Raw genomic sequence first — 21,349 nt, 5'->3', positions numbered from 1 at the left:
TATCCCTAGTTAACAGCCAATCCATATGAAAAATTGGAGTCCAAGTACATTTAAAGATTTTCACAACGCAGAACATGATGCATGTGGTATTGTATCCGCTATTGAAAAGAAAAAAATCCCAACAAAGAAAAATATCGACGACTGTATAGATGCATTAGTCAAAATGAATCACCGTGCCGGTTTCATTAACGGTGAAGGAGATGGTGTAGGTATTCATATCGACATCCCCCGTGCACTATGGAAGGAAAAATTAGAGAAACTCGATCAAGACGCTTCTGTTGTAGACCGTGAAGATTTCGTAGTCGGCCACTTCTTCATCAATCATCACGTTGATGTGGATCAAGTGAAAAAAGAGATAACAAGTATTTTAGAAAAAGAATCTCTTAAACTAGTTTTTTCTTCTGACACAGTTACATCTTCGGAAGCATTGGGGCCAATTGCGATTATTCAAGACCCGGTGTTTTGGCAGATTGCCCTTATTTCAGAAAAAGAAGAATGCACACAAGCGCAACTGTTCGATGCTGCCATTGAAATTGAAAAAAATGACGACGTACATGTCGCGTCCTTATCCAACTACCATGCTGTCTATAAAGTGATGGGTGCTGGCGATATTTTGCCGAAATTCTATCATGATCTGGCTAACCCGCTTGTTGCGTCCACGATGACACTTGGACATAACCGCTATTCTACCAATACACTATCTAACTTTTTTCGTGTGCAACCATTTAGTGTCCTAGGTCATAACGGGGAGATCAATACGATCGCCAAACTTCGTGACGAGGCAACGATGATTGGCGTGCCACTGACAAATGGCGGAAGTGATTCACAGGACTTAAACAGAACGATCGACACATTGATTTCACGCGACGGCTTCACACTATTTGAAGCACTTGATATCGTCTTCCCGCCGATTGTCAATGAAATTAAGAGCTATCCAGCTCATTTACAGGACCTCTACACCTATGTACGTGAAACATGGGGGCATTTCGCTCAAGGTCCTGCTGGCATCATTTCCCGCAATAAAGACGAAGCGGTATTCAGCCTGGATGCACTTGGCTTGCGTCCAGTTTGGATGCTTCAGACGGAAACATCGTTTTATTTTTCATCAGAGCCTGGAATTATTCCGACAACCGAATACACAGCAGAGCCGAAGCCTTTCTCCCCCGGTGAAAAAGTTGGGATGAAATGGGATGGCGATACGATTAAAGTATATGACTATCATGCTTATCAAGAAGAAGTCTATCAGCGTATGAACGAGAAGTTCGCTGTGAAAGGATTCGCTGAACGCCTGAATGCACCGAAGCTTGACGCTTATGTATCGACAGCTCCGCTTGCTAAAGTGCATAACGGGCACTACGCAGCATTCGGATGGGACCGTGAGCATATCCAGTTGATCGAACAGATGGCGGAAAAAGGTGCAGAACCAATTCGTTCCCTTGGTCATGACGTGCCGCTTGCTGCCATGAATCCAGGCCGCAACAATATCGCTGATTTTATAAAAGAAAGCGTAGCGGTTGTAACGAATCCAGCAATTGACCGTGACCGTGAGACAGAACACTTTTCCACAAGAACGGTTCTTGGTGCCCGCCCTGCCCTACAAAAAGAAGACAAAGTACCGAATGGATACACAATGGAACTTCTTTCTCCATTATTAGTAGAAGGCCAGGTTGGCATGGATTGCGTCGCAGAATTGGGGCAGCCTTCCTATGATCAAGTGGTAAATCAGTTCCAAACTCAAGGGCTGACCTATTACGTAAATGCTACCTGTGGTTCAGATGAAGATATCACATCTGCTGTGGAGCGTTTAAAAGCCGAAGCGGTGGAAGCTGTAAAAGACGGCAAAACATTATTGATCATTGATGATGCCCAAGCACATAAGGATGGCCAGCTTTGGTTGGATCCGCATCTTGTGACGGCAGCCATTAATGAAGAGCTCGTCCAACATCAATATCGCCGTAAATGTGCACTATTGCTTCGTTCCGGTGCCATCCGCTCCCTTCATGATGTGATGGTAGCAATGGGACTTGGCGCAAATGCCATCAGTCCATACCTACTATTCGGTACAGTAAGTGATGAGACGAATAAACCTGTTGTGAACCTTTTTGGAGCACTGACTAAAGGAATGGAAAAAGTCATTTCCACGATTGGAATCCATGAGTTACGAGGATACGGTCGCTTGTTCTCGGCAATCGGCCTTCATAAGGAAGTCGAGGATGCGCTTGGGATCGTCAATTTCCTTGGCTCTGATAAACTTGGCTTTAATTTTACAAAATTAAAAGAGGATGCTGCAGAACGTGCAGTGGACTTTGAAAATGAAAAGGCTCGTGCAGGCAAGTCGTTCCACCTCTTCCCTCGTATCTGGAAAGCAATCGGGGATGTGGCGAAGAACGGAACATACGATGATTATCGTGAAAAGCTGGATGAACAAGAAACGAAAAACCCTATTACCATTCGTCACTTGACTGACCTAAAGGCTTCTGCCAAGCAGACCGCAAAAGAAAAAGTCAACATTGGAGTAGGCGCCCACAGCCTGCCATTCGTTATCGCTTCCATGTCCTTTGGTTCTCAAAACGAGATTGCATTTAGAGCATATGCCGAAGCAGCAGATAAGCTTAACATGGTCAGCCTGAACGGTGAGGGTGGCGAAATCAAAGATATGCTTGGAAAATATCCAAAAACGCGCGGGCAGCAAGTTGCATCCGGTCGTTTTGGCGTAAATGCAGAGCTGCTTAACTCCTCCAACTTATTAGAAATCAAAATTGGGCAAGGAGCAAAGCCTGGTGAAGGCGGGCATTTACCAGGGTCTAAAGTTACAGCAAAAATCGCAGAAGCACGTAATGCAACGATTGGATCGGATTTAATCTCTCCATCCAATAACCATGATATCTACTCCATCGAAGACTTGGCACAGATGATTGCCGAGCTGAAAACAGCCAACGATCAGGCAAAGGTTGCCGTAAAAGTCCCGGTAGTTCCTAATATCGGAACGATTGCAGTCGGAATCGCAAAAGCTGGTGCGGACATCATTACCATCAGTGGGTTTGATGGCGGTACAGGGGCAGCGAGAATCCATGCCCTTCAATATGTAGGCCTACCAGTTGAGATTGGGGTAAAAGCTGCGCATAACGCGTTGATTGAATCCGGCCTCCGTAATAAAGTGGAAATCTGGGCGGACGGCGGAATCAAGAGTGCACTGGATTGCATGAAGGTCATGCTTTTAGGGGCGAATCGTATTGGATTCGGAACTCTCTCCATGATCGCCATCGGTTGTACAACATGCCGCGGCTGTCACTTGGATACATGTCACGTTGGAATCGCAACACAGATCGAATCCGAAGCACAAGCAAAAGATCACGGTCTCCGTCGTTTTGTTCCTAGACAATCCGACCTTGCCGTACAAGGCTTGATGAACCTGTTCACTGCTTTTGGGGACGAACTGAAAGCATTAACCGCTTCCTTGGGCTTTGAGAACCTTCAGGAAATCGTCGGTCGCTCCGACCTTCTCGAGCAGACGCGTGGCTTGGAATCGCTTGACCTTTCCAACCTGCTTCATACTCTTGACGTGCCACAGCTTGCTCAAAAAGAAGTGGCGGCGAGCATGGAAAAAGAAAAACTCCTTGTTGCTGCTGGTGCAGAATATCTGGATTACCAAGAAAACGAACTGCATGAGTCCCGCCAATTCGATGCGATAACAGCAGAACAACGTGTCCTTGGTAGCCGCGTTTCCTGCCACCGTGTACGCGGACGCTTGGACGGATCTTACTTGGAGCTGCCTGAAGTAGAACTTCGCTACAACAAAGGCTCTATTCCTGGTAACGGACTTGGTGCTTACAACTCTACCGGTATCAACATCAAAGTTGAGGGTGGCGCACAGGATGGCATCGGGAAAACCGCATTTGGCGGAAGCATCTTCGTCTTCAAATATAAAGGAAAAGACGGCAAGTTCTATAACGGTTCTGTCGGAAAAGGCTTTGGCTACGGCGCACAAAAAGGAGCGCTTGTCGTTCAAGGAAACGCCGACGCCCGTGCAGGTATCCGCCTATCCGGTGCCGACATGATCATCGGCGGGAAAGTTACCACTCCTATCCCAGCTGTTGAACATGGTAACCTTGGAATCAACGCCAATATCAAAGGCTTTGCGTTTGAGTACATGACAAATGGCCGTGGCCTTGTCCTTGGTGACCCTGGTCCATGGATCTGCGCAGGAATGACAGGAGGAGCCGTCTACCTCCGTCATCAGCCGGAAATGGGCTTGACGAAAGAAGCACTTCAACGCCGTATCGCAAAAGGTGCAAAAGTAAATATCGAACCTTTGAATGCAGCTGGTTTAAAGGATGTTGTGGAGTTACTTTCCATCTATCATCAATCACTGCTAGATCAACACCAATTGGAGGAAGCAGCGGAAATCAAGCAGATGCTTGATAACCCGGCAGACTTCTTCCTCCAGGTCAACCCTGTCAAAGAACAGGCAGACCCAGCAGTATCTACAGAATAATATATATGAGTCAACCCAGCCCGCAAACTTTGATTTGCGGGCTTTTTTCTGTCATTTTAACGCTTGCGCTCCCAAGGGAAACCGTGTATAGTACAATATCGAATAACATGAAAACCACGCTTCCGACATATACTATTAAGTGTTTAACTTTCGAGATAATAGGCTATTAAATTCGGAAAGACAAGAAAGGACTTATTTTAAAATGAAACTTGGTGCCCGTATAGTCAAGACCGGTATCGCGATCACCCTTGCTTTGTTTGTGGCACAGTGGCTCAATGTCCCCACGCCCTTCTTTGCAGGAATCGCAGCGATCTTTGCTATCCAACCATCCATCTATAAATCGTATCAATCTATCATCGAGCATGTGCAGGCTAACCTGATTGGGGCAATCTTAGCCATCATCTTTTCCTTACTGTTCGGACACGACCCGTTCATCATCGGTCTGACTGCCATCTTTGTCATTGGAATCAACCTGAAACTAAAGATTGAAAACACCATACCACTGGCGCTTGTGACCGTCATCGCGATCATGGAAAACCCGGGCGAAAACTTTTTCGAATTCGCCCTGGTCCGTTTCTCCACTGTCATGATTGGTATTTTATGCGCGTTTCTGGTCAACTTGATCTTTTTGCCGCCTAAATACGAAACCAGGCTTTATTACAAAGTGAAATTGACGACAGAAGACATATTAAAGTGGATCCGCATCAATATGCGTCACGGCACAGAACATCACCTTTTGAAAACGGACATCGAGATGCTTCGTCAACGGGTGTTGAAGCTAGAGCAACTATTCATACTCTATAAGGAAGAACGGACATACTTTCCTACTCTGAAAAAATCAAGTTCCAAAGCACGCAAGCTGGTTATTTTCAGGCAGCTGATAGTTACAAGTAACCGGGCATTGTATACTTTAAAAATGCTCCACCGCCTGGAAAACGAACTGCACCATATGCCAGTAGAGTATCAGCATTACATTAAGGCTGAGTTGGATCACTTGGTTAACCTGCACGAACAGATTTTGTTAAAATTCGTTGGGAAAATAAAGCAGCATAATACTTCCGAAATGTATGAAGAAGAACGCTTTAACAAACAACAATTCATTGATGAGTTTATGGTGCACAAAGACAACTTGTGTGAATACGAAGGTGATGCTGAGGTCTGGTACCACCTATTCCCACTCGTATCCAAAATCATTGATTATAGCGACCAATTAGAGCATTTAGATAAGTTAATTGACAGCTTCCAGAAATATCATGTGGATGATAATGAATTCGAAATTGGAGCAAATGAAGAAGCATAAGATTTGGAGAGGCACTTTCCTGCTGTTTTTGTATAAAGCGGGGAGGTGCTTTTTCGTTTGGTTTGTGGAAAATTGCTTAATTGTAGAAGGTGGCTTGGGAAATGTAGAAGGTAATCTGGGAAATGTAGAAGATGGGCTCTAAACGGTAGAACATTACTCGGAAGTGGTAGAAGGTCGCCTCCAAATGGTAGAACCTCTAGGAATCTAGGTACAAGCTGGAAATCCCTCACCCCAGAACTCCTCGAATATAGAAAAACCAACCTCTAGCAGAACAGAAACATTGCTCCGCTAAAGATTGGCTCACATAACTTAACTGATTTCTTGTATCGTAAACAAATTATAATATTGTCCTTTTTTCCTCATTAACTCTTCATGAGATCCGACTTCCACTATCTCTCCGTGCTCAAGCAGCACAATCCTGCTCGCATGGGTGATGGTAGACAGGCGATGGGCAACGACAAAAGTTGTCCTGTTTGCCGCCAAGCGTTCAAGCGACTCCTGAATAAGGTGTTCACTTTCCAGATCCAATGCAGATGTTGCCTCATCCATGACAAGGATCGGTGGATTTTTCAAAAATACACGGGCAATGGCAACGCGTTGCTTCTGGCCTCCGGAAAGCTTCACTCCGCGTTCGCCTACTTTCGTTTCATAGCCCTCCGGCAGTCCGGAAATAAACTCGTGCGCATTGGCAGCTTTGGCTGCTTCAATGATTTCTTCCATCGTGGCATCCGGTTTTCCAAGGGCGATATTTTCACGAACGGTATCACTGAAAAGAATGCTGTCTTGAAGCACAATCCCAATTTGCTTTCGCAAGGACTGTACCGTAACATCCCGAATGTCCACGCCATCTAGCTTAATTTTACCGTCTGTAACATCATAGAATCGTGGCAACAAGCTGACAAGTGTGGACTTTCCGCCACCACTCATCCCCACAAGCGCAATGGTTTCCCCTTCGCGTACTTGTAAAGATAAATTCTTCAGTACGTATTCTTCATTTTTCTCATATTTAAAAGAGACATTTTCAAAGCTGACTTCCCCGCGAGCTGTTTTACATTCAACGGCATTCGGCTTATTTGTGATATCGTATTTTTCATCCACAAATTCAAATACTCGGTCCATAGAGGCAATGGACTGCGTCAACGTTGTGGAAGAGTTGATCAATCGCCGCAACGGATTGTATAGGCGGTCAATATACGCTACAAACATGACCATTTCCCCGACAGTCAGTCCTTGATTGATTACTTGATATCCAGCGTATCCAATTACAAGCAGCGGCGCAATATCCGTAATTGTATTTACGACTGCAAACGTTTTGGCATTCCAACTTGTGTGGGCCAATGCTTTTTGTAAAAAGTTTGTATTCTGTTTTTTGAACTGCTCCTGCTCATAGCCCTCTATCGCCATGCTCTGGATGACAGGCATCCCCTGCACCCGCTCATGCAAATGCCCCTGTACTTCTGCAAGCGCTTGTGACCGCACTCTTGTCAGATGACGCAGCCGGCTGTAAAAGTATTTGATGGAGAATCCGTAGAAAGGAAAAAGCATGATCGATACAAGTGTCAAAGTGATATCCACCTGGAACATGATTACGATTACGATCAAGATGGTGGCAAGGTCTAACCAAAAATTCATCAAACCGGTGATCACAAAATGCTTCGTCTGCTCCACATCATGAATGACCCTTGAAATGACCTCCCCTGCCCGGTTATTGGCATAAAAACGCAAACTAAGGCGTTGAATATGATCAAAAAGCTTATCACGCAAATCATAAAGAATTTTACTGCCTGTCCATTGTGCGAAATATTGTCTATAATACTCAATTGGTGGTCTTAACAGCAAGAAGGTCAGGAAGATAGCGCCCATGATCATTAGCAACTCATTCGTTTTCTCCTCGCTTGAGCGACCGTCGACCAGCAAAATATCATCCACTACGTATTTCAGTAATAAAGGAATTAATAAGGGCAATCCGAATTTCAGCATCCCAATAAGAATGGTACCGACAATCTGCCACCGATACGGTTTCACAAATCGCATGTACCGTTTTATACTATCCAATTGACTTCCTCCCAAATGATGACTGCTAACTTTTCTATTTAGCTTCCGCTTTTCAATTTGAAACATGTATGTATTCTTATAAACGCTGCTGTTGATTTCCGCATGGGCTTCGCTTTCCTAGGGGCGGTGCTTGAGCTCCTCACAACGCTTCAGGGGTCTCAAGCTACCGCTATCTCCCTCAGTAGTCTTCGCCCCGTGCTCTAATCAACAGCTATAAAACAAAAAAGGCCTGGCATATCAAATTACCAGTTGCCTTTTGCCAAAACATTACCCTCTATAAGTGAGGTAACGCTCGTACCATAAGTCAATAAAGTCAGGAGCAAACGGACCCTTCCGTTGCCTGATCCAGGAGATCAACGTTTGGACATTGCTCTTAAGAATCTTATCTATGACTTCCGGATAGTTCATCTCCTTACGATGTTTTTCATATTCATCCTCATCCAATAGAATGAACGTCATATCCGGAAACACCTTAATATCCAAGTCATAATCTATGTATTTCAACGCTTCATCATCCGCGATAAATGGGGAGCTGATATTGCAATAGTAATACACCCCATCTTCTCTGATCATGCCGATGATGTTGAACCAATGCTTTCCATGAAAATAACATATAGCTGGTTCCCTTGTGATCCAGGTTCTACCGTCCGATTCTGTCACAATGGTTTTGTCGTTTCCACCAATAACAAGGTTTTGCGTCCCTTTAAGCACCGTTGTTTCATCCCAGACTCTGTGGATATGACCGTTGTGCTTGTAGCTATGTATTTGTATTGTTTCTCCTTCTTTGGGACAAACCATTCCTCTTCCCCTTCTTTCTATTTTATGCCCGCACTTCTCAGTTAAAAGCAAACCATTTTCTACTATTATAACGGTTCGCGTGAGATTTTAAAACAAAAGAGCCATCTTTATGAAAAGAAGATAGCTCCATCATTATTGTTTCATCTATCTACTTGTTAAAATGATTCCTATTACACAGTCCCTTGCATGTGGTAAGAACGGATCGCCTCTTCCGTCTGTGTTTCAAAAATCGACTGTATATCCGCCAACTCCTCTTTCATTTTAGCAATATCTTCTTTCAGCTTCCGAAGCTTTTCCGCCTCTTCCTTCAGTTGTTGCATCTGCTCCTCCAACTTCTGGCACCGTTCAATCTCCCCTTGAAGCAACAAAAGCCGATCCATCGTCTTCAACTGCTCCGCCACCGCCATATCAAACCTATCCACCACAAGAATCTCCTCCTTACCAGATACCATTCCCCTCTACTACATAACATTCTTCCCCCTCCCTCCAAACCCTTTGACAACATATGTTGAGCAAAGGGAAGTTTTGTCGAGCAAAAAAATTTAAAAAAGGGGTCAGACCCCACAAGGAAATTCACCATCCACCTCGAAGCTTAATGGATCCAATGGGTAACTTGTCGAAATTAGGCGAACGAAAAGGGGTCAGACCCCAGAAGGTATTTCCCCCTGCACAACGAAGAAGCACTCCCCATCGGTTTGATAAGGAGTGCTTCTGTTTATTGCTTTATTATTGTTGTTGTTGGTTTTGTTGGTTCTTTTGCGCTGCAGATTGAGCGTTTTGTTGTCTCACTTCTTGAGCATTAGTTTCGCTCGCGAATTCAGCACCGAATTGTTGTTGGTTTTGTTGAGCATTTTGTTGTTTCACGTGTTGAACGTTTGTACCAGAAGCTGTTTTAGCTTGGTTTTGTTGGTTGTTGTTTGCCATTGTTTATCACCTCCACGAAATTTAAGATAACCATTTCGGAAGAAAACTATGACAAAAAAATAAAAAATTATTTTCTGTATATTTTAGACGAGTAAAGACCTTCCCCCGTCCACAATAATCGTCTGCCCGCGAATCATACTTGCTTGGTCAGACAAGAGGAACATAACCGAATTCACTAGGTCGTCCGGTTCCACCATGCGTCCAGCAGGCGTGTTGTTCTTCGCATCTTCCAATAACTCATCGCGATTAGGGAAATGTTTCAATGCATCCGTATCCACCGCTCCGCCGGATACTGCATTCACGACGATATTCTTATCGGCAAGCTCTACTGCAAGATAACGTGTTAATGCCTCGATGGCCGCCTTGGAAACTCCTACAGTGGTGTAGTTTTTCAAATAGCGGATTGAACCTAAAGAGCTAATGCTAACGATCTTTCCGCCGCCGACCTTCTCCATTCGTTTTGCAGCCTCCTGCGCCAAAAACAGAAGTGCCTTGGAGTTGATGTTCATTGTCCAATCCCAATGAGATTCCTCAAGTTCCATGACAGGACGCAAAACGCCAGATGCCGCATTACTTACCAATAGATCAAGGCGACCGAACTCTTCATCGATTTTCACAAACATCTCTTTGATCTTTTCAGGCTGCCCTACATTCGCCTTCACCGTCAAGGCCTTTACACCAAGCTCCTCGATTTCTGCAGCAGTTTCTTGTGCCGCCGTCTTACTGCGATTATAGTTGATGACTATGTTATAGCCCTCTTTTGCCAGTTCCAACGCAATCTTCTTCCCAATACCACGGCTACTTCCTGTTACTAATGCTACTTTATTTGTCATTATCTCTACTCCTTTATGTATGGTAACTATATATAATATCTTTCAGTATAAGCCTTATTGATTCATCAAACAATAACGGCATAGACTTTGCCATGAAGGAGGCTGAAGTTATGTATGTCGGACGTGACATGACCGAATTGTCCATGCATTCAAAAAAAGAATGGAAAGACACTGAGCTCGCGTATTTTCACCATTCTCTCCAACAGATGGTACCTTATTTAAATGTAGAAGGCCAAAGTATCCACAGAGAAATTGTGCAGGAAATCGAGGCACGCGGCGGGTTTAAACGCCATGAAGCCGATTGGACGCACGGAACCCGAATCAGCTATGATTAACCCTTTTAATATGGGTGATCTCTGTTTCAGAATTCGATCAACTGAGCTTCTGCATTTCTAATTACAAAGGAGGATCAACCACTCAAGGCCGATCCTCCTTCTTACTTACTCAGTTTTACAAATTCTTTCCACATATTCTGATGAGACACAGGAAACGCATACTCCTTCATTTCCTCCATTGTGACGGCAATCAGTCCACTACCCTGCGGAAGCTCCCCGCCCCATGTACCGATATAAACATTTACATCCCACACTAAATGGGAAAAAACATGCTTGATATCACATAAATACTCTTCAACTGATACTTCCATTTCATATTCCGTCTTCATTAATTGATGCAACTGTTGCTTGGCTGTCCCCAGTTCATCCACCTTCACAAAATTTGGGAATTCCCAAAGGTTCGCCAACAGACCTTCACTTGGTCTGCGGTGAATTAAAAATCTTCCTTCCTCGTCAACAAGGATTCCGGCAACAAGTGCTACCTGCTTGGTCGATTTTTTCTTCGTCTTAACAGGCAGCTGAGTTTGGACCCCTTCTGCAAAAGCACGACAATGCTCCCGCACCGGGCACAAAAGACAGGATGGGGAGGTTGGGGTGCAAACGATCGCACCAAGCTCCATCAATCCCTGATTAAAAAAGGATGGATTATCTTTTGAAATTAAATCACGGATGACCTCCTCAAACACTTTACGAGTTTTCGGTTTGGCGATATCGTCCTCAATCAATAATATCCTTGACAATACCCTCATGACATTGCCGTCCACAGCAGGCTCTGGGACTCCATAGGCAATACTTAAGATTGCTCCTGTCGTGTACGGCCCCACACCTTTTAATGTGGAGATCACTTTTGCCGTATTCGGGACAACCCCGTCATAGCTTTCGTGAACTTCCCTTACCGCACTCTGCAGATTCCGTGCACGGGAATAATAGCCGAGTCCTTCCCAAGCCTTCAACACCCTGTCCTCTTCCGCTTCCGCCAAACTTTGTATGTTTGGGAACTGCTCAATAAAGGAATTGAAATAAGGGATAACTGTATCCACTTTCGTCTGTTGGAGCATGATCTCAGAAACCCATACTTTATAAGGGTCCTGATCCTTTCTCCAGGGCAAATCGCGCTGCTCCCTTTCAAACCAGGTAATTAAATCGTGCTGAAAGCCATATATATCAAAATCATCAAGTCGTTCATGTTGGGTCGTTTCTTTTTTCAAAATAAACCTCCAGAAAGTAAGTTAGCTCGTAATTTTAAGGCCGACATATTGCACAGGTCCGGCCTCTGTATCTATATATTGAGACAGTTCGTGAAAAACATGATTCTCAGGAGAACAGCGCAATGCTTTCATAGCAAAATAATGGGATTCTGTAGGAAGCAGAAAGGACTCTCTGTAATAGGCAGCCCCTTTCTCTTCACTTGCTTTTGACCATTGGAATTCATTTGCTCCTATACCGTGCATCACTTTCAAGACCTGTTCCATCGTAGCTTCATATTGTTGTGTCACTGTTTCCTTTATAGGATATTGAATGAAAATATGCAACTGTTTTGTTATCATGTTTGAAAACACCCCTTTTGCATCAGACTAATTATAAAGCTCTTTTCTCAAAGATTATTGCTGCTCACTAGTATAAAGTAGGCAATATAGTCAGAAAAAGAGCACGACAGTAAGGAATATAACGTTTGTTAATAAATGCGAAAAAACAGCAAAGTATGCGAAAGCAGTCAATTATAAAAGTATAAAGTGCACGTCATACTAGAAACCGAAAGGAGGCCGACCATTGGATACAGGCACACACGTTGTGATGGGAATCGCTCTCGGTTCCATGGCAACCATTGACCCTTACGTTGCGAGCAACCCCGAAACCGCAACTGCCATCATGATCGGAGCTCTTATTGGTTCACAAGCTCCGGATACGGACACAATTTTGAAATTGAAAAATAATGCGACCTATATTCGAAATCATAGAGGAATCACTCATTCCATACCGGCAGTGTGCCTATGGCCGCTCTTGATAGCTCCGGTCATTTATTTTTTCATACCGGAAGCTAATTTTCTTTACTTATGGATTTGGACATTCATTGCCGTAATCCTTCATGTTTTTGTCGACATTTTCAACGCTTATGGGACACAAGCGCTCCGTCCTTTTACAAAAAGGTGGGTTGCGCTAGGGATTATCAACACATTCGATCCTGTCATTTTCGGTTTTCATGTTGTGGGACTTGTTTTATGGGGAATTGGATTCCATCCCGGCTTTACGTTCCTGGCCATTTACGGGATCCTGATCGCTTACTATGTTTTGCGATATCGAATGCAACAAAAAGTGTTGCGACAGGTAAGGGAGATTATTCCTGATGTAAAAAAGACATTGATATCCCCGACCCTTTACTGGAACCAGTGGCATTTGGCCATTACAACCAAAGAGAATTTCTATGTGGCAAGAGCAGTGAAATACCAAATCTTTATCCATGACACCTTTGATAAAGTTCCGTTGCCAGAGAATGCCATTATCGAAGCGGCAAAATTCGACGTCAATGTTTCAGCCTTCCTTTCGTTCTCTCCCGTATATCGATGGGAAATGGAGGAATATGATGACCATTATGAAGTCCGGTTCATCGACCTGCGTTACCGCAGCAAGGATTATTATCCATTTGTGGCAATTGTCCAGCTAGATCATGATCTGAATATCATAAGCTCTTATACCGGATGGATCTTCAGTGAAGAAAAACTTCGCACTAAGCTCGATATGGTTCCGACGATAGAATAAAACCGCCCGCCTTCAGTTTAGGCGAGCGGTTTTTTAGTGTGTCATATGATTATCATCGGCATTAAGCAGATGCTTGTATTTGTGGTTATTCGAAAAGAATTCATGAAGACTGTCTCCATGACGTTCGATAATCTGGCTCACCATTCTTTCCGTCATTTCCTTTCCCTTGTATTCATAACCAGCTTTGGCATAGGAACTTTCAAAATCCTCCCACAAAAGCTCCACCCAAGTTCTTGCTTTGTCATATGTTAATGCCGGATTCTTCTCTAGAAGTCGATCGGCCAGACGTTCGAAATATTGCTCCATTTTTCTACACCTCTTTAGGTTTTGGGTTTAATTCACTCTTCTTATCATTACATATAATCATCCCTAAAATCCAATATTAAAGTTAGGTGTTTATTTCCGTCCTATGCAAGACGGTCAGGGCACCTATTTTACCGAGGAGGCGAGTCGCATGAGGAACAAGGCGAGAAACTTTCCAAACCCCAATGACAATAAGTTCGAAGGGGAAGGTCGTGCAAAGTCCGAGTATGCTTCTAAACGTGCAAATGGTACCATCAATACTCACCCACAGGAGCGCATGAGAGCTTCTGGTGCCAGAGAAGAAGACACATTCTAAACTTTGCGCTTACAGCTAACTAATAGGAGGTTGTTATCATGGCAAAACAAAACCACAAGCCATCACGCAGTAATCCTTTTACGTTAAATGACCATCCATTTCCGCAGCCGAATGCTCACTCAAAACACTCGTTCCGCCAAGTAAACGGTGAAACGCAACAGGCACAAAATATCCAGATCTTAGAAGTGCAAACAAGAAAAAGATCTTAACTAAGAGAAAAGCAAAGAGGCCTCACGCCTCTTTGCTTTCTTCTTTCAATAACATGGAAATCGGTAACCCTTCTTCTTCCTTATTCACAGTATCCCCGCTCATTCTGTGTCCCCATGCGAAAACACCATTCATATACGTTATTTTAAAATGAACACCGGGATCGCTCTCGATTTCATAGACGGCTCCGGGCTTATAATCATCCGGATTCAACATATAAGCTTTGGCCATTGTAATCTTTCGTTCTAAAACGGCAAATTCATTTACAATCCCAAGTTGCTCGGCCTTGCGCGCCTTTTCTTTCAGTGTTGCGATTTCCTGATGTAGCTCATATGAAGTCATTTGGCTATAGCGCTTTTCCTGTTCCACTTGCGTTCCCCCTAAAAAATCTATATAAAGTAAGAATAGCACGATTATAAGATTACAAAAAGCTATTATGAAAAGTGAGTGATACAAATGCAAACAATACTGATTACAGGTGCTGGGACCGGCCTTGGTAAGGAACTAGCTTTAGCTTATGCCAAACAAGGACATACCATCATTTTGACAGGAAGAAGACTGGATCTACTTAAATCCGTTAAAGAAGAAATCCACTCTGCCAGAGGAAAAGCATTCGCTTACCAAATGGACATCAGTAATTTAAAAGATGTCAAACAAGCAGTAGGGCAAATCACCGCAGAACATTCCGTCGATTATCTTGTAAACAATGCAGGCGCTGGATGCTTTGGTCCGTTGACAGAATTGGATTATGAAGAAATAGAGACGGCCATTCAAACCAACGTACTGGGTACCATCTTTTTGACTAAAGAACTGGTCCCTCACTTATTGGAGAAGGAAAAACCGAAAATCATGAACATAATTTCAACTGCCGGACAAAAAGGAAAAGTAAATGAAAGTGTTTATGTAGCCAGCAAGTACGCTGTTCGCGGCTTTACGGAAAGCCTACAAAAGGAACTTAAGGGCAAGATACATGTAATCGCAACCTATATGGGTGGCATGGATACGCCATTCTGGAATGAGACAGATCACATAAAAGACAAATCAAGATTGAAATCTCCGCGAAAGGTGGCTGAAATTATAGTAAGCAAGGACGCAGAGCTTGAGATACAGGTATAAAGGTGACGGTAAGCACCGTTTGGATTTACAGCTCACAAAATGGTGCTTACAGAAAGCTCTTTACTCAAAGATTAAAAAGTCGGCACTTGGACTTTTTACTGCATAGAATCTCTATATAAGGCATGAACGCTTTTTTGTGTAGGGAGGAAAAGAGCACGACAGCACGGAATATAGCGGTTTGTTTATAAATGCCGAAAACATTCTCTGACAGAAAAACCTGACAAGCCGCAATTCTACCATTAAGCCTTCAAATTACACCTTTTAAGTGCAATCTTCTACATTTCCCAAACTTACTTCTACATTTCCCGAGTTCACTTCTACAACAATCCTTAAAACTTCTACCACTTCACCTTCCAAGCATGCTAAGCCTCACTCATTTTCCTCCAACCACCTGTCAATCATATCCATTGGAAACCCTTTACGATAAAGGGCTCCCTTCATTTTCATCTTATATTCATAATCATCCAAGCCGTTGTACTTTCGTTGATATTTCTCCGCGTGCTTGGACAATGCATCCCACTCTTCTGAAGTATCCTCCTCAAGTTCCGCTTCCTCGATGGCAATTTTTATGACAGAAAATGAATATCCCTTTCTCACCAAAGCCTGCTCTACTTTCTGGATCATTATCTTAAAAGAATCCTTCTTGTATTTTGGAGCATATTTCATCACAAGCTTGACTGCATGTTGAATCTCTTGTTCCGCACTATACTCGGTCTTGACTGTTTCTTCTATTATCCCTTTTTCCAAACCCTTCTCCAACAGCTCCTGTTTGATGGCACCCCGCCCCTTTAAGGTAGTGTTTACCTGTGTTCTAACATATGCAACGGCAAACTCCCTGTCGTTCAGATATCCCTGCTCCAAAAGCTTGACCACGATTTCTTTTATGACAAAGGGTTCATATTCTTTCTCTTTCAAATAGTCTTCGATTTCTTTTGCCGTCCTCATTCTGAAGGATAGATAGTGAACAGCCGTATTATAGGCTTTGTTGATCTGGTCACTATACAAAATTTCTTCAATCTCTAATTCGTCCAAATCCTTGCCTTTTACAAGCTGGAACTTCAATAAAGTCCCTTCATACACAGCAAATGCGTATTCCCCGTCCAAAAAAATATTGAAGCGCTCTTTATTCTTTTGTTGCACCGAAATTTTCGTAATTTTGCTCATTACCGCTTTCACTCCATTCCTTAGCACATTGCTTCGTATTAAATAAAGGATATTTAGGGAAAAGAACTAATATAAGTAGATAAGAATTCTCTTGAGAGGTGATATGGATGAAAATTGCCATTGCAGGCGGTACGGGGCTTGTCGGTCAAGCACTGACAGACCATTTAATTGATAAAGGACATACCATCTTTATTTTAACGCGAAACAGTTCGAATAAAAAGGAAAAGGATCATGTGACATATGTGGAGTGGCTGAAGGATTCCTCGAGCCCGGAGGAAACATTAGATGGGGTGGATGCCATCGTCAATCTGGCCGGTGAGTCCATTAATAGCGGACGTTGGACAGAAGAACAGAAACGAAAAATCATGGAAAGCCGCATCTCCTCCACCAAAGAAATGAACAGGATTATCGCTTCCATGCTAAGTAAACCGGAAGTACTGGTAAATGCCAGCGCCATCGGCTATTACGGGACATCCGAAACCGAGACGTTTACGGAAGCGGATACCACACCTGGATCTGATTTTCTGGCTTCCACGGTTTATGCATGGGAAAAGGAAGCCGAGCATGCACAATCGGAAGGCGTTCGCACGGTTTACACAAGATTTGGGATTGTCCTAGATAAAGAAGAAGGAGCGCTCCCAAGGATGATGTTGCCCTATAAGTTTTTTGTAGGCGGAAAGATCGGCTCTGGCGAACAATGGATGTCATGGGTGCATATTAAAGATGTTGTCGGCGCCATTGCATTCAGCATTGAAAATAAAAGCGTGGTAGGGCCTGTGAATGTTACCGCGCCTGCCCCTAAACAAATGAAGGATTTCGGCAAGACGCTTGGCAAGGTCATGGGCCGACCGCACTGGTTCCCGACTCCTGGATTTGCCCTCAAAACAGCTCTTGGCGAAATGAGTGTACTCGTCCTCGAGGGTCAACGGGTGCTTCCGAAAAAATTAGAGGAAAAAGGCTATAATTTCTTTTATTCCCATCTTGATGACGCTCTGTCCGACATATTACAATCAAAGTAATGACAGAAAACTAGGAGTCATCTCTATGGATATAGTGATGTTCAGAAATGCAACAGTCTACCCTATCACATCCGCACCAATCCATAACGCAGATGTGATGACGGAAAACGGAAAAATAAAGTCGGTTGGCAAAGGGTTAACGGTACCTGAAAATGGAAAAGTGATAGAGTGTCAGGGAAAATACCTCTTTCCAGGTTTCATCGATGTCCACACTCATCTCGGTCTATATGATGAAGGAACCGGCTGGGCCGGAAATGACGCCAATGAAACTGTGGAGCCACTTACTCCACATATCCGTGCACTTGACGGTGTACACCCTTTTGATCCTGGGTTTAAGGATGCAATCCAGTATGGGATCACGACCGTTCACATTATGCCCGGCAGTGCGAATGTTATTGGAGGAACCACCTCCGTAATCAAAACCCATGGTGTGAACATCTCCAAAATGATTATTCAAGAAACCGCTGGATTGAAGGTAGCTTTTGGGGAAAATCCGAAGCGGATTCATAGTCAAGGCAATAAGGATTCCATTACCCGTATGGGAATCATGGGCATGCTGCGCGAAGCCTTTTATCAGGCAAAATATTACGACAATCCCGAAAATCTCCGGGTAAAGCCTATTATAATGGCGCTTGAGCAGAAAATTCCAGTTCGGATCCACGCTCATAGGGCGGATGATATCATGTCTGCCATTCGTTTTGCAGAAGAATTCAATTTGCGGTTTACCATTGAGCATTGTACAGAAGGACATCTGATCGCAAACGAATTGCGAGGACGAGACATGAAAGTCTGCGTCGGTCCGACGATGACAAGGAGATCAAAAATCGAACTGAAAAACAAAAACTGGAAAACGTATCAGGCATTGTCGGAGGCTGGAGTCGAAGTTTCCATCACGACAGACCATCCATATACACCTGTTCAGTATTTGAATGTGTGTGCGGCTTTGGCAGTGCGCGAGGGCTTGGACGAACAAAAAGCACTAGAAGGGATTACGATTATTGCAGCAAAAAACCTTAATATTTCGGCCCGTGTCGGGAGCATTGAAACAGGGAAGGATGCCGACTTGGTACTATGGTCTCACCACCCCTTCCAATTCCTTGCAAAGCCAGTCATGACAATGGTTGACGGTGAAATAATTTACCAAAAAAATTAACAAAAAAGTTGTTTCTTTTTTAAATGAAATCGAGTATGATACGAAGGTAAACAAAAATTAAATCAACTAACAAATGTGTTTAAATGTTAGGGAAGGCAAATGGTGCGCCACCAGTCTAACTGGTTCTAGTGGGTTCGATTCCCACCCCGAAATTTTTTGTAATTTAAAAAATTTCGAGGGTGGGCCAGTCTTCACGTCAACGTGACAGTTCTGCCCTCAATTGGAGGGTTAGACATGCTCAAAAAACGTGATTTCCAAGAATCTCAAACTCTTTATGAGTTAATGGTGCACCCTGAAGTCTTCCCTTTTGTGCGTCATAAAGCGTATTCCTACGATGAGTTTCTTTTTCTTACAAAACAAACCATCGAAGCGGAAGAGCGCGGAGAATTGATTTCACGTACCATTCTTGATGAATGGGGCACTCCAATTGGAACAATCAATCTTTTCGACGTACAGGACGGAGCCGGCTTCCTAGGTACTTGGCTAGGCAAACCATACCATGGCAAAGGTTACAACCAGCCTGCCAAGGATCAATTCTTCGAGGAACTTTTCTATGAAATCGATATTCAATCCATCTTCATGCGCATCCGCAAGGTGAATGTCCGCTCCACAAGAGCGGCAGAAAAGTTACCTTATGTAGTCCTTGCGAACGAAACACGCAAAAGCCTGCTAGATGAAATTAACGCAGGTGAAGATATCTATAACCTATATGAAATCTCTCGAGATCAATATACACTATACAAACTGCGCACAGGTCACGAAGTACTGCATGAAGAGCATCATTTGAAAGAAGCATAATAACGTTGCGTCTGCCCTACATTGTGGAGCAGGCGCTTTTTAGTATATTTTCCCACATTTTAGCTAAGAATGGAGGTATGCATATAATAAGGAGGGATTCTTGATGAATGATAAAAAGCGTCGTGAAAAGACAAAGACAACGTTGAGCAAAACGCAGGAAGTTACCTATTCTCGCGAGTTTAAAATGGCAGATCGAGTTGGCGGATATACGGAGAGACGTAGATAGTACTGATTGGGAAAATGATTACCTTCATTGTTCATGATGAAGGTTTTTTATGGGGGCCGATATGAATGATTCGGGGGATTTGGTGGACGCGGCGGGATTCGCTGTGCTCGGGGGGATTTCGGACTGGGCAGGCTTGGGGAGACTAGGGTGCTTGGACGACTGGCTGACTTGAGGGTCTTGGAATTAATCGGGCGATAAATAATAATTACGGGCTAAACGCAAAAGACCTAACAGCTACCTATTTAGCCTCCTCCCAAATTTCCCATCCCCATCATCCCATCCAGCAACTACCTCACATCACAACCCCCGACACAGGTTAACCTATCCAAGAAGACATAAAGGAACCTATGCTTGTACCTTATGTCTATCGCATTTTCTTAGGAGGGTTTCGAATGGGACGTTCACGTGGACATCAATCTGGTGGTAAAAATAAAGCCTCACTTCCACAGGTACCTAAGAACATGAAAAAAGCTGCACAGGATGCAGAATTCGCGAACGAGCAGCATGCTGATAATGAAATCCTAGAAGCACAAGCTCGCGCATCAGCAGCTGGAATTAAACGGAATAGTAAGAAGGATAACTTTAAATAAGAAACGCAGAGGGGACAGGCAATGCAACCCACTTGGGCTGGCGTGAATGTCCCCTTAATCATGGACCCATTTGATGCGTATTATTAGGCGGTCCACCCTTCCTTTGTGTTTCATCTTTAATTCCTTCTATGCCCTCTTTGACCTTCTTATCACTCATGGATTTATACCGATCGGTTTTTCTATCCAATAGAAAGCCGAATAACAAGAATGATACAATAGTGATCAACACAATCCCCCAAAACAACATCGTATTCGCCTCCCTTTGTTATAGATATTCTGTAATCAACTCTTTCCTTTTAAACGCAAAAAAAGACGCGTTCATCTCACGCGTCTTTTTCTGTACAATACCTTACTTGTCGACACTTCCCACACTCAACTTGCTCTTATCCTTATTGCGCCGCCGCATGCCCATCGTTTATTGTTTTACCATCGTTGCCATGTGTATCCTTCATCTTTCGAGCGTTCCATCTATCTTTCATGAATCTGATGGCAAAGCGATCAAGTCCATAGAAAGTCGCCGCCGTACCTGCTGCAATCAGCAATATTGCTGCTGTATATAGTACTGGGTTGGTGCTTATTGTACCAGCCAACAGGAAGTTCAGGTTCATAAATGCTCCCGCCAATAATGCCGGTAATGTTGCCAAACCTAGTATGAGTGCAATACCTACCAACACTTCGCCCCATGGAATCAAGATGTTGATCAAACCGACATTTGGCAGTGCCACATTCTCAAGGAATCCAGCGTACCAGCCTTGTACTGCCGGATGCGCTCCTTCCGCTTTTGCGATCGCTCCATGTAAAAATCCTTCTGCATCAAAAGTTCCTATTTTAGGTAAGCCGGCCTTCAGCCATTGTACTCCCAACCAAATTCTTAATACTGTCCAAAGGATTGCCATTTTCGGTCCACGTAACCATTTCATGATCTTTTCCTCCTAGTGATTAGTTTGTGAAGTTTTTCAC

24 protein-coding genes are annotated in these 21,349 nt (G+C 43.7%); 12 read left to right on the top strand and 12 right to left on the bottom strand.

Translation table 11 applies throughout. The annotated features are described in order from the left end of the window. The first annotated feature begins 25 nt into the window (after positions 1-25). Both MKY77_RS05900 and MKY77_RS05895 read left to right on the top strand, forming a co-directional pair. The gene (locus tag MKY77_RS05900; RefSeq protein ID WP_339149351.1) at positions 26-4,495 is read left to right on the top strand and encodes a glutamate synthase-related protein; all 4,470 of its coding nucleotides are present in this window, start codon (positions 26-28) and stop codon (positions 4,493-4,495) included. A gap of 202 nt (positions 4,496-4,697) precedes the next feature. Then, complete coding sequence (locus MKY77_RS05895) at positions 4,698-5,795, top strand: aromatic acid exporter family protein (protein ID WP_339149350.1); 1,098 nt, start codon at positions 4,698-4,700, stop codon at positions 5,793-5,795. A 309-nt stretch (positions 5,796-6,104) separates the two neighbouring features. On the opposite strand, the gene MKY77_RS05890 is transcribed toward MKY77_RS05895, so the two are convergent. The 5 genes from MKY77_RS05890 to fabL all read right to left on the bottom strand — a co-directional run bounded on the left by MKY77_RS05890 (position 6,105) and on the right by fabL (position 10,405). Further along, the gene (locus tag MKY77_RS05890) at positions 6,105-7,850 is read right to left on the bottom strand and encodes an ABC transporter ATP-binding protein (RefSeq protein WP_339149349.1); all 1,746 of its coding nucleotides are present in this window, start codon (positions 7,848-7,850) and stop codon (positions 6,105-6,107) included. A 267-nt stretch (positions 7,851-8,117) separates the two neighbouring features. Next, positions 8,118-8,648, bottom strand: coding sequence for a DUF402 domain-containing protein (locus MKY77_RS05885; RefSeq protein ID WP_339149348.1), 531 nt, complete (start codon positions 8,646-8,648; stop codon positions 8,118-8,120). Between the two features lie 170 nt (positions 8,649-8,818). Beyond that, positions 8,819-9,070, bottom strand: a complete 252-nt coding sequence (locus MKY77_RS05880) for a YgaB family protein (RefSeq protein WP_339149347.1) — start codon at positions 9,068-9,070, stop codon at positions 8,819-8,821. Between the two features lie 304 nt (positions 9,071-9,374). Then, positions 9,375-9,572 (bottom strand): gamma-type small acid-soluble spore protein, encoded by a 198-nt coding sequence (locus MKY77_RS05875; protein ID WP_339149346.1) that lies wholly within the window; start codon positions 9,570-9,572, stop codon positions 9,375-9,377. Positions 9,573-9,655: 83 nt separating this feature from the next. Then, positions 9,656-10,405, bottom strand: a complete 750-nt coding sequence (gene fabL / locus MKY77_RS05870; protein ID WP_339149345.1) for an enoyl-[acyl-carrier-protein] reductase FabL — start codon at positions 10,403-10,405, stop codon at positions 9,656-9,658. A gap of 110 nt (positions 10,406-10,515) precedes the next feature. On the opposite strand from fabL, the gene MKY77_RS05865 reads away from it, so the two are divergent. Further along, on the top strand, positions 10,516-10,740 hold the full coding sequence (locus MKY77_RS05865; RefSeq protein ID WP_339149344.1) for a hypothetical protein: 225 nt from the start codon (positions 10,516-10,518) through the stop codon (positions 10,738-10,740). 101 nt (positions 10,741-10,841) lie between these two features. On the opposite strand, the gene mutY is transcribed toward MKY77_RS05865, so the two are convergent. Continuing rightward, the gene (gene mutY / locus MKY77_RS05860; protein ID WP_339149343.1) at positions 10,842-11,948 is read right to left on the bottom strand and encodes an A/G-specific adenine glycosylase; all 1,107 of its coding nucleotides are present in this window, start codon (positions 11,946-11,948) and stop codon (positions 10,842-10,844) included. Between the two features lie 21 nt (positions 11,949-11,969). Next, complete coding sequence (locus MKY77_RS05855; RefSeq protein WP_339149342.1) at positions 11,970-12,287, bottom strand: hypothetical protein; 318 nt, start codon at positions 12,285-12,287, stop codon at positions 11,970-11,972. A gap of 223 nt (positions 12,288-12,510) precedes the next feature. Here MKY77_RS05855 and MKY77_RS05850 point away from each other — a divergent pair, with 223 nt between their 5' ends. Next, positions 12,511-13,497, top strand: coding sequence for a metal-dependent hydrolase (locus MKY77_RS05850; protein ID WP_339149341.1), 987 nt, complete (start codon positions 12,511-12,513; stop codon positions 13,495-13,497). A 33-nt stretch (positions 13,498-13,530) separates the two neighbouring features. Here MKY77_RS05850 and MKY77_RS05845 read toward each other — a convergent pair whose 3' ends face one another. Next, positions 13,531-13,803, bottom strand: coding sequence for a YfhJ family protein (locus tag MKY77_RS05845; RefSeq protein WP_339149340.1), 273 nt, complete (start codon positions 13,801-13,803; stop codon positions 13,531-13,533). A 148-nt stretch (positions 13,804-13,951) separates the two neighbouring features. Here MKY77_RS05845 and MKY77_RS05840 point away from each other — a divergent pair, with 148 nt between their 5' ends. Then, on the top strand, positions 13,952-14,116 hold the full coding sequence (locus MKY77_RS05840; RefSeq protein WP_010198995.1) for a small, acid-soluble spore protein K: 165 nt from the start codon (positions 13,952-13,954) through the stop codon (positions 14,114-14,116). A 38-nt stretch (positions 14,117-14,154) separates the two neighbouring features. Then, positions 14,155-14,325, top strand: a complete 171-nt coding sequence (locus MKY77_RS05835) for a YpzG family protein (RefSeq protein WP_010198993.1) — start codon at positions 14,155-14,157, stop codon at positions 14,323-14,325. Between the two features lie 22 nt (positions 14,326-14,347). On the opposite strand, the gene MKY77_RS05830 is transcribed toward MKY77_RS05835, so the two are convergent. Further along, entirely contained in the window at positions 14,348-14,692 is a 345-nt protein-coding gene (locus MKY77_RS05830) for a YfhH family protein (RefSeq protein ID WP_339149339.1), read from the bottom strand. 87 nt (positions 14,693-14,779) lie between these two features. Here MKY77_RS05830 and MKY77_RS05825 point away from each other — a divergent pair, with 87 nt between their 5' ends. Then, complete coding sequence (locus tag MKY77_RS05825) at positions 14,780-15,439, top strand: SDR family oxidoreductase (protein WP_339149338.1); 660 nt, start codon at positions 14,780-14,782, stop codon at positions 15,437-15,439. A gap of 369 nt (positions 15,440-15,808) precedes the next feature. Here the strand turns inward: MKY77_RS05825 and recX are convergent, their stop codons facing one another. After that, positions 15,809-16,603 carry a recombination regulator RecX gene (gene recX, locus MKY77_RS05820; RefSeq protein WP_339149337.1) on the bottom strand — a complete coding sequence of 265 codons (795 nt, stop codon included), beginning with the start codon at positions 16,601-16,603 and terminating at the stop codon, positions 15,809-15,811. A 107-nt stretch (positions 16,604-16,710) separates the two neighbouring features. Between recX and MKY77_RS05815 the strand changes: the two genes are divergently transcribed. From MKY77_RS05815 to MKY77_RS05795, 5 genes are all read left to right on the top strand, one after another. Continuing rightward, positions 16,711-17,622 carry a TIGR01777 family oxidoreductase gene (locus MKY77_RS05815; protein ID WP_339149336.1) on the top strand — a complete coding sequence of 304 codons (912 nt, stop codon included), beginning with the start codon at positions 16,711-16,713 and terminating at the stop codon, positions 17,620-17,622. Between the two features lie 25 nt (positions 17,623-17,647). Then, complete coding sequence (locus MKY77_RS05810) at positions 17,648-18,775, top strand: amidohydrolase (protein ID WP_339149335.1); 1,128 nt, start codon at positions 17,648-17,650, stop codon at positions 18,773-18,775. A 234-nt stretch (positions 18,776-19,009) separates the two neighbouring features. After that, positions 19,010-19,573: a GNAT family protein gene (locus MKY77_RS05805; protein WP_339149334.1), complete on the top strand. Its 564-nt coding sequence runs from the start codon at positions 19,010-19,012 to the stop codon at positions 19,571-19,573. 103 nt (positions 19,574-19,676) lie between these two features. Then, complete coding sequence (locus tag MKY77_RS05800) at positions 19,677-19,799, top strand: YfhE family protein (protein WP_226683280.1); 123 nt, start codon at positions 19,677-19,679, stop codon at positions 19,797-19,799. A 392-nt stretch (positions 19,800-20,191) separates the two neighbouring features. After that, entirely contained in the window at positions 20,192-20,389 is a 198-nt protein-coding gene (locus MKY77_RS05795) for a YfhD family protein (protein ID WP_339149333.1), read from the top strand. 58 nt (positions 20,390-20,447) lie between these two features. Here the strand turns inward: MKY77_RS05795 and MKY77_RS05790 are convergent, their stop codons facing one another. After that, positions 20,448-20,636 (bottom strand): hypothetical protein, encoded by a 189-nt coding sequence (locus MKY77_RS05790; RefSeq protein WP_339149332.1) that lies wholly within the window; start codon positions 20,634-20,636, stop codon positions 20,448-20,450. 142 nt (positions 20,637-20,778) lie between these two features. Then, positions 20,779-21,309, bottom strand: coding sequence for a DoxX family membrane protein (locus MKY77_RS05785; protein WP_339149331.1), 531 nt, complete (start codon positions 21,307-21,309; stop codon positions 20,779-20,781). Positions 21,310-21,349 lie beyond the last annotated feature (40 nt).

It is taken from the genome of Sutcliffiella sp. FSL R7-0096, from assembly GCF_038595065.1.
Taxonomy (GTDB): Bacteria; Bacillota; Bacilli; order Bacillales; family Bacillaceae_I; genus Sutcliffiella_A.
Note: the sequence above shows the minus strand (reverse complement) of the source record. Positions and strands in the feature narration are given on the sequence as shown.

Coding starts and splice junctions, on each gene's coding strand:
- MKY77_RS05900 (WP_339149351.1), top strand. CDS start 26: ATGAAAAATTGGAGTCCAAGTACATTTAAAGATTTTCACAACGCAGAA.
- MKY77_RS05895 (WP_339149350.1), top strand. CDS start 4,698: ATGAAACTTGGTGCCCGTATAGTCAAGACCGGTATCGCGATCACCCTT.
- MKY77_RS05885 (WP_339149348.1), bottom strand. CDS start 8,648: ATGGTTTGTCCCAAAGAAGGAGAAACAATACAAATACATAGCTACAAG.
- MKY77_RS05875 (WP_339149346.1), bottom strand. CDS start 9,572: ATGGCAAACAACAACCAACAAAACCAAGCTAAAACAGCTTCTGGTACA.
- fabL (WP_339149345.1), bottom strand. CDS start 10,405: ATGACAAATAAAGTAGCATTAGTAACAGGAAGTAGCCGTGGTATTGGG.
- MKY77_RS05865 (WP_339149344.1), top strand. CDS start 10,516: ATGTATGTCGGACGTGACATGACCGAATTGTCCATGCATTCAAAAAAA.
- MKY77_RS05855 (WP_339149342.1), bottom strand. CDS start 12,287: ATGATAACAAAACAGTTGCATATTTTCATTCAATATCCTATAAAGGAA.
- MKY77_RS05845 (WP_339149340.1), bottom strand. CDS start 13,803: ATGGAGCAATATTTCGAACGTCTGGCCGATCGACTTCTAGAGAAGAAT.
- MKY77_RS05840 (WP_010198995.1), top strand. CDS start 13,952: ATGAGGAACAAGGCGAGAAACTTTCCAAACCCCAATGACAATAAGTTC.
- MKY77_RS05835 (WP_010198993.1), top strand. CDS start 14,155: ATGGCAAAACAAAACCACAAGCCATCACGCAGTAATCCTTTTACGTTA.
- MKY77_RS05825 (WP_339149338.1), top strand. CDS start 14,780: ATGCAAACAATACTGATTACAGGTGCTGGGACCGGCCTTGGTAAGGAA.
- recX (WP_339149337.1), bottom strand. CDS start 16,603: ATGAGCAAAATTACGAAAATTTCGGTGCAACAAAAGAATAAAGAGCGC.
- MKY77_RS05815 (WP_339149336.1), top strand. CDS start 16,711: ATGAAAATTGCCATTGCAGGCGGTACGGGGCTTGTCGGTCAAGCACTG.
- MKY77_RS05810 (WP_339149335.1), top strand. CDS start 17,648: ATGGATATAGTGATGTTCAGAAATGCAACAGTCTACCCTATCACATCC.
- MKY77_RS05805 (WP_339149334.1), top strand. CDS start 19,010: ATGCTCAAAAAACGTGATTTCCAAGAATCTCAAACTCTTTATGAGTTA.
- MKY77_RS05800 (WP_226683280.1), top strand. CDS start 19,677: ATGAATGATAAAAAGCGTCGTGAAAAGACAAAGACAACGTTGAGCAAA.
- MKY77_RS05795 (WP_339149333.1), top strand. CDS start 20,192: ATGGGACGTTCACGTGGACATCAATCTGGTGGTAAAAATAAAGCCTCA.
- MKY77_RS05790 (WP_339149332.1), bottom strand. CDS start 20,636: ATGTTGTTTTGGGGGATTGTGTTGATCACTATTGTATCATTCTTGTTA.
- MKY77_RS05785 (WP_339149331.1), bottom strand. CDS start 21,309: ATGAAATGGTTACGTGGACCGAAAATGGCAATCCTTTGGACAGTATTA.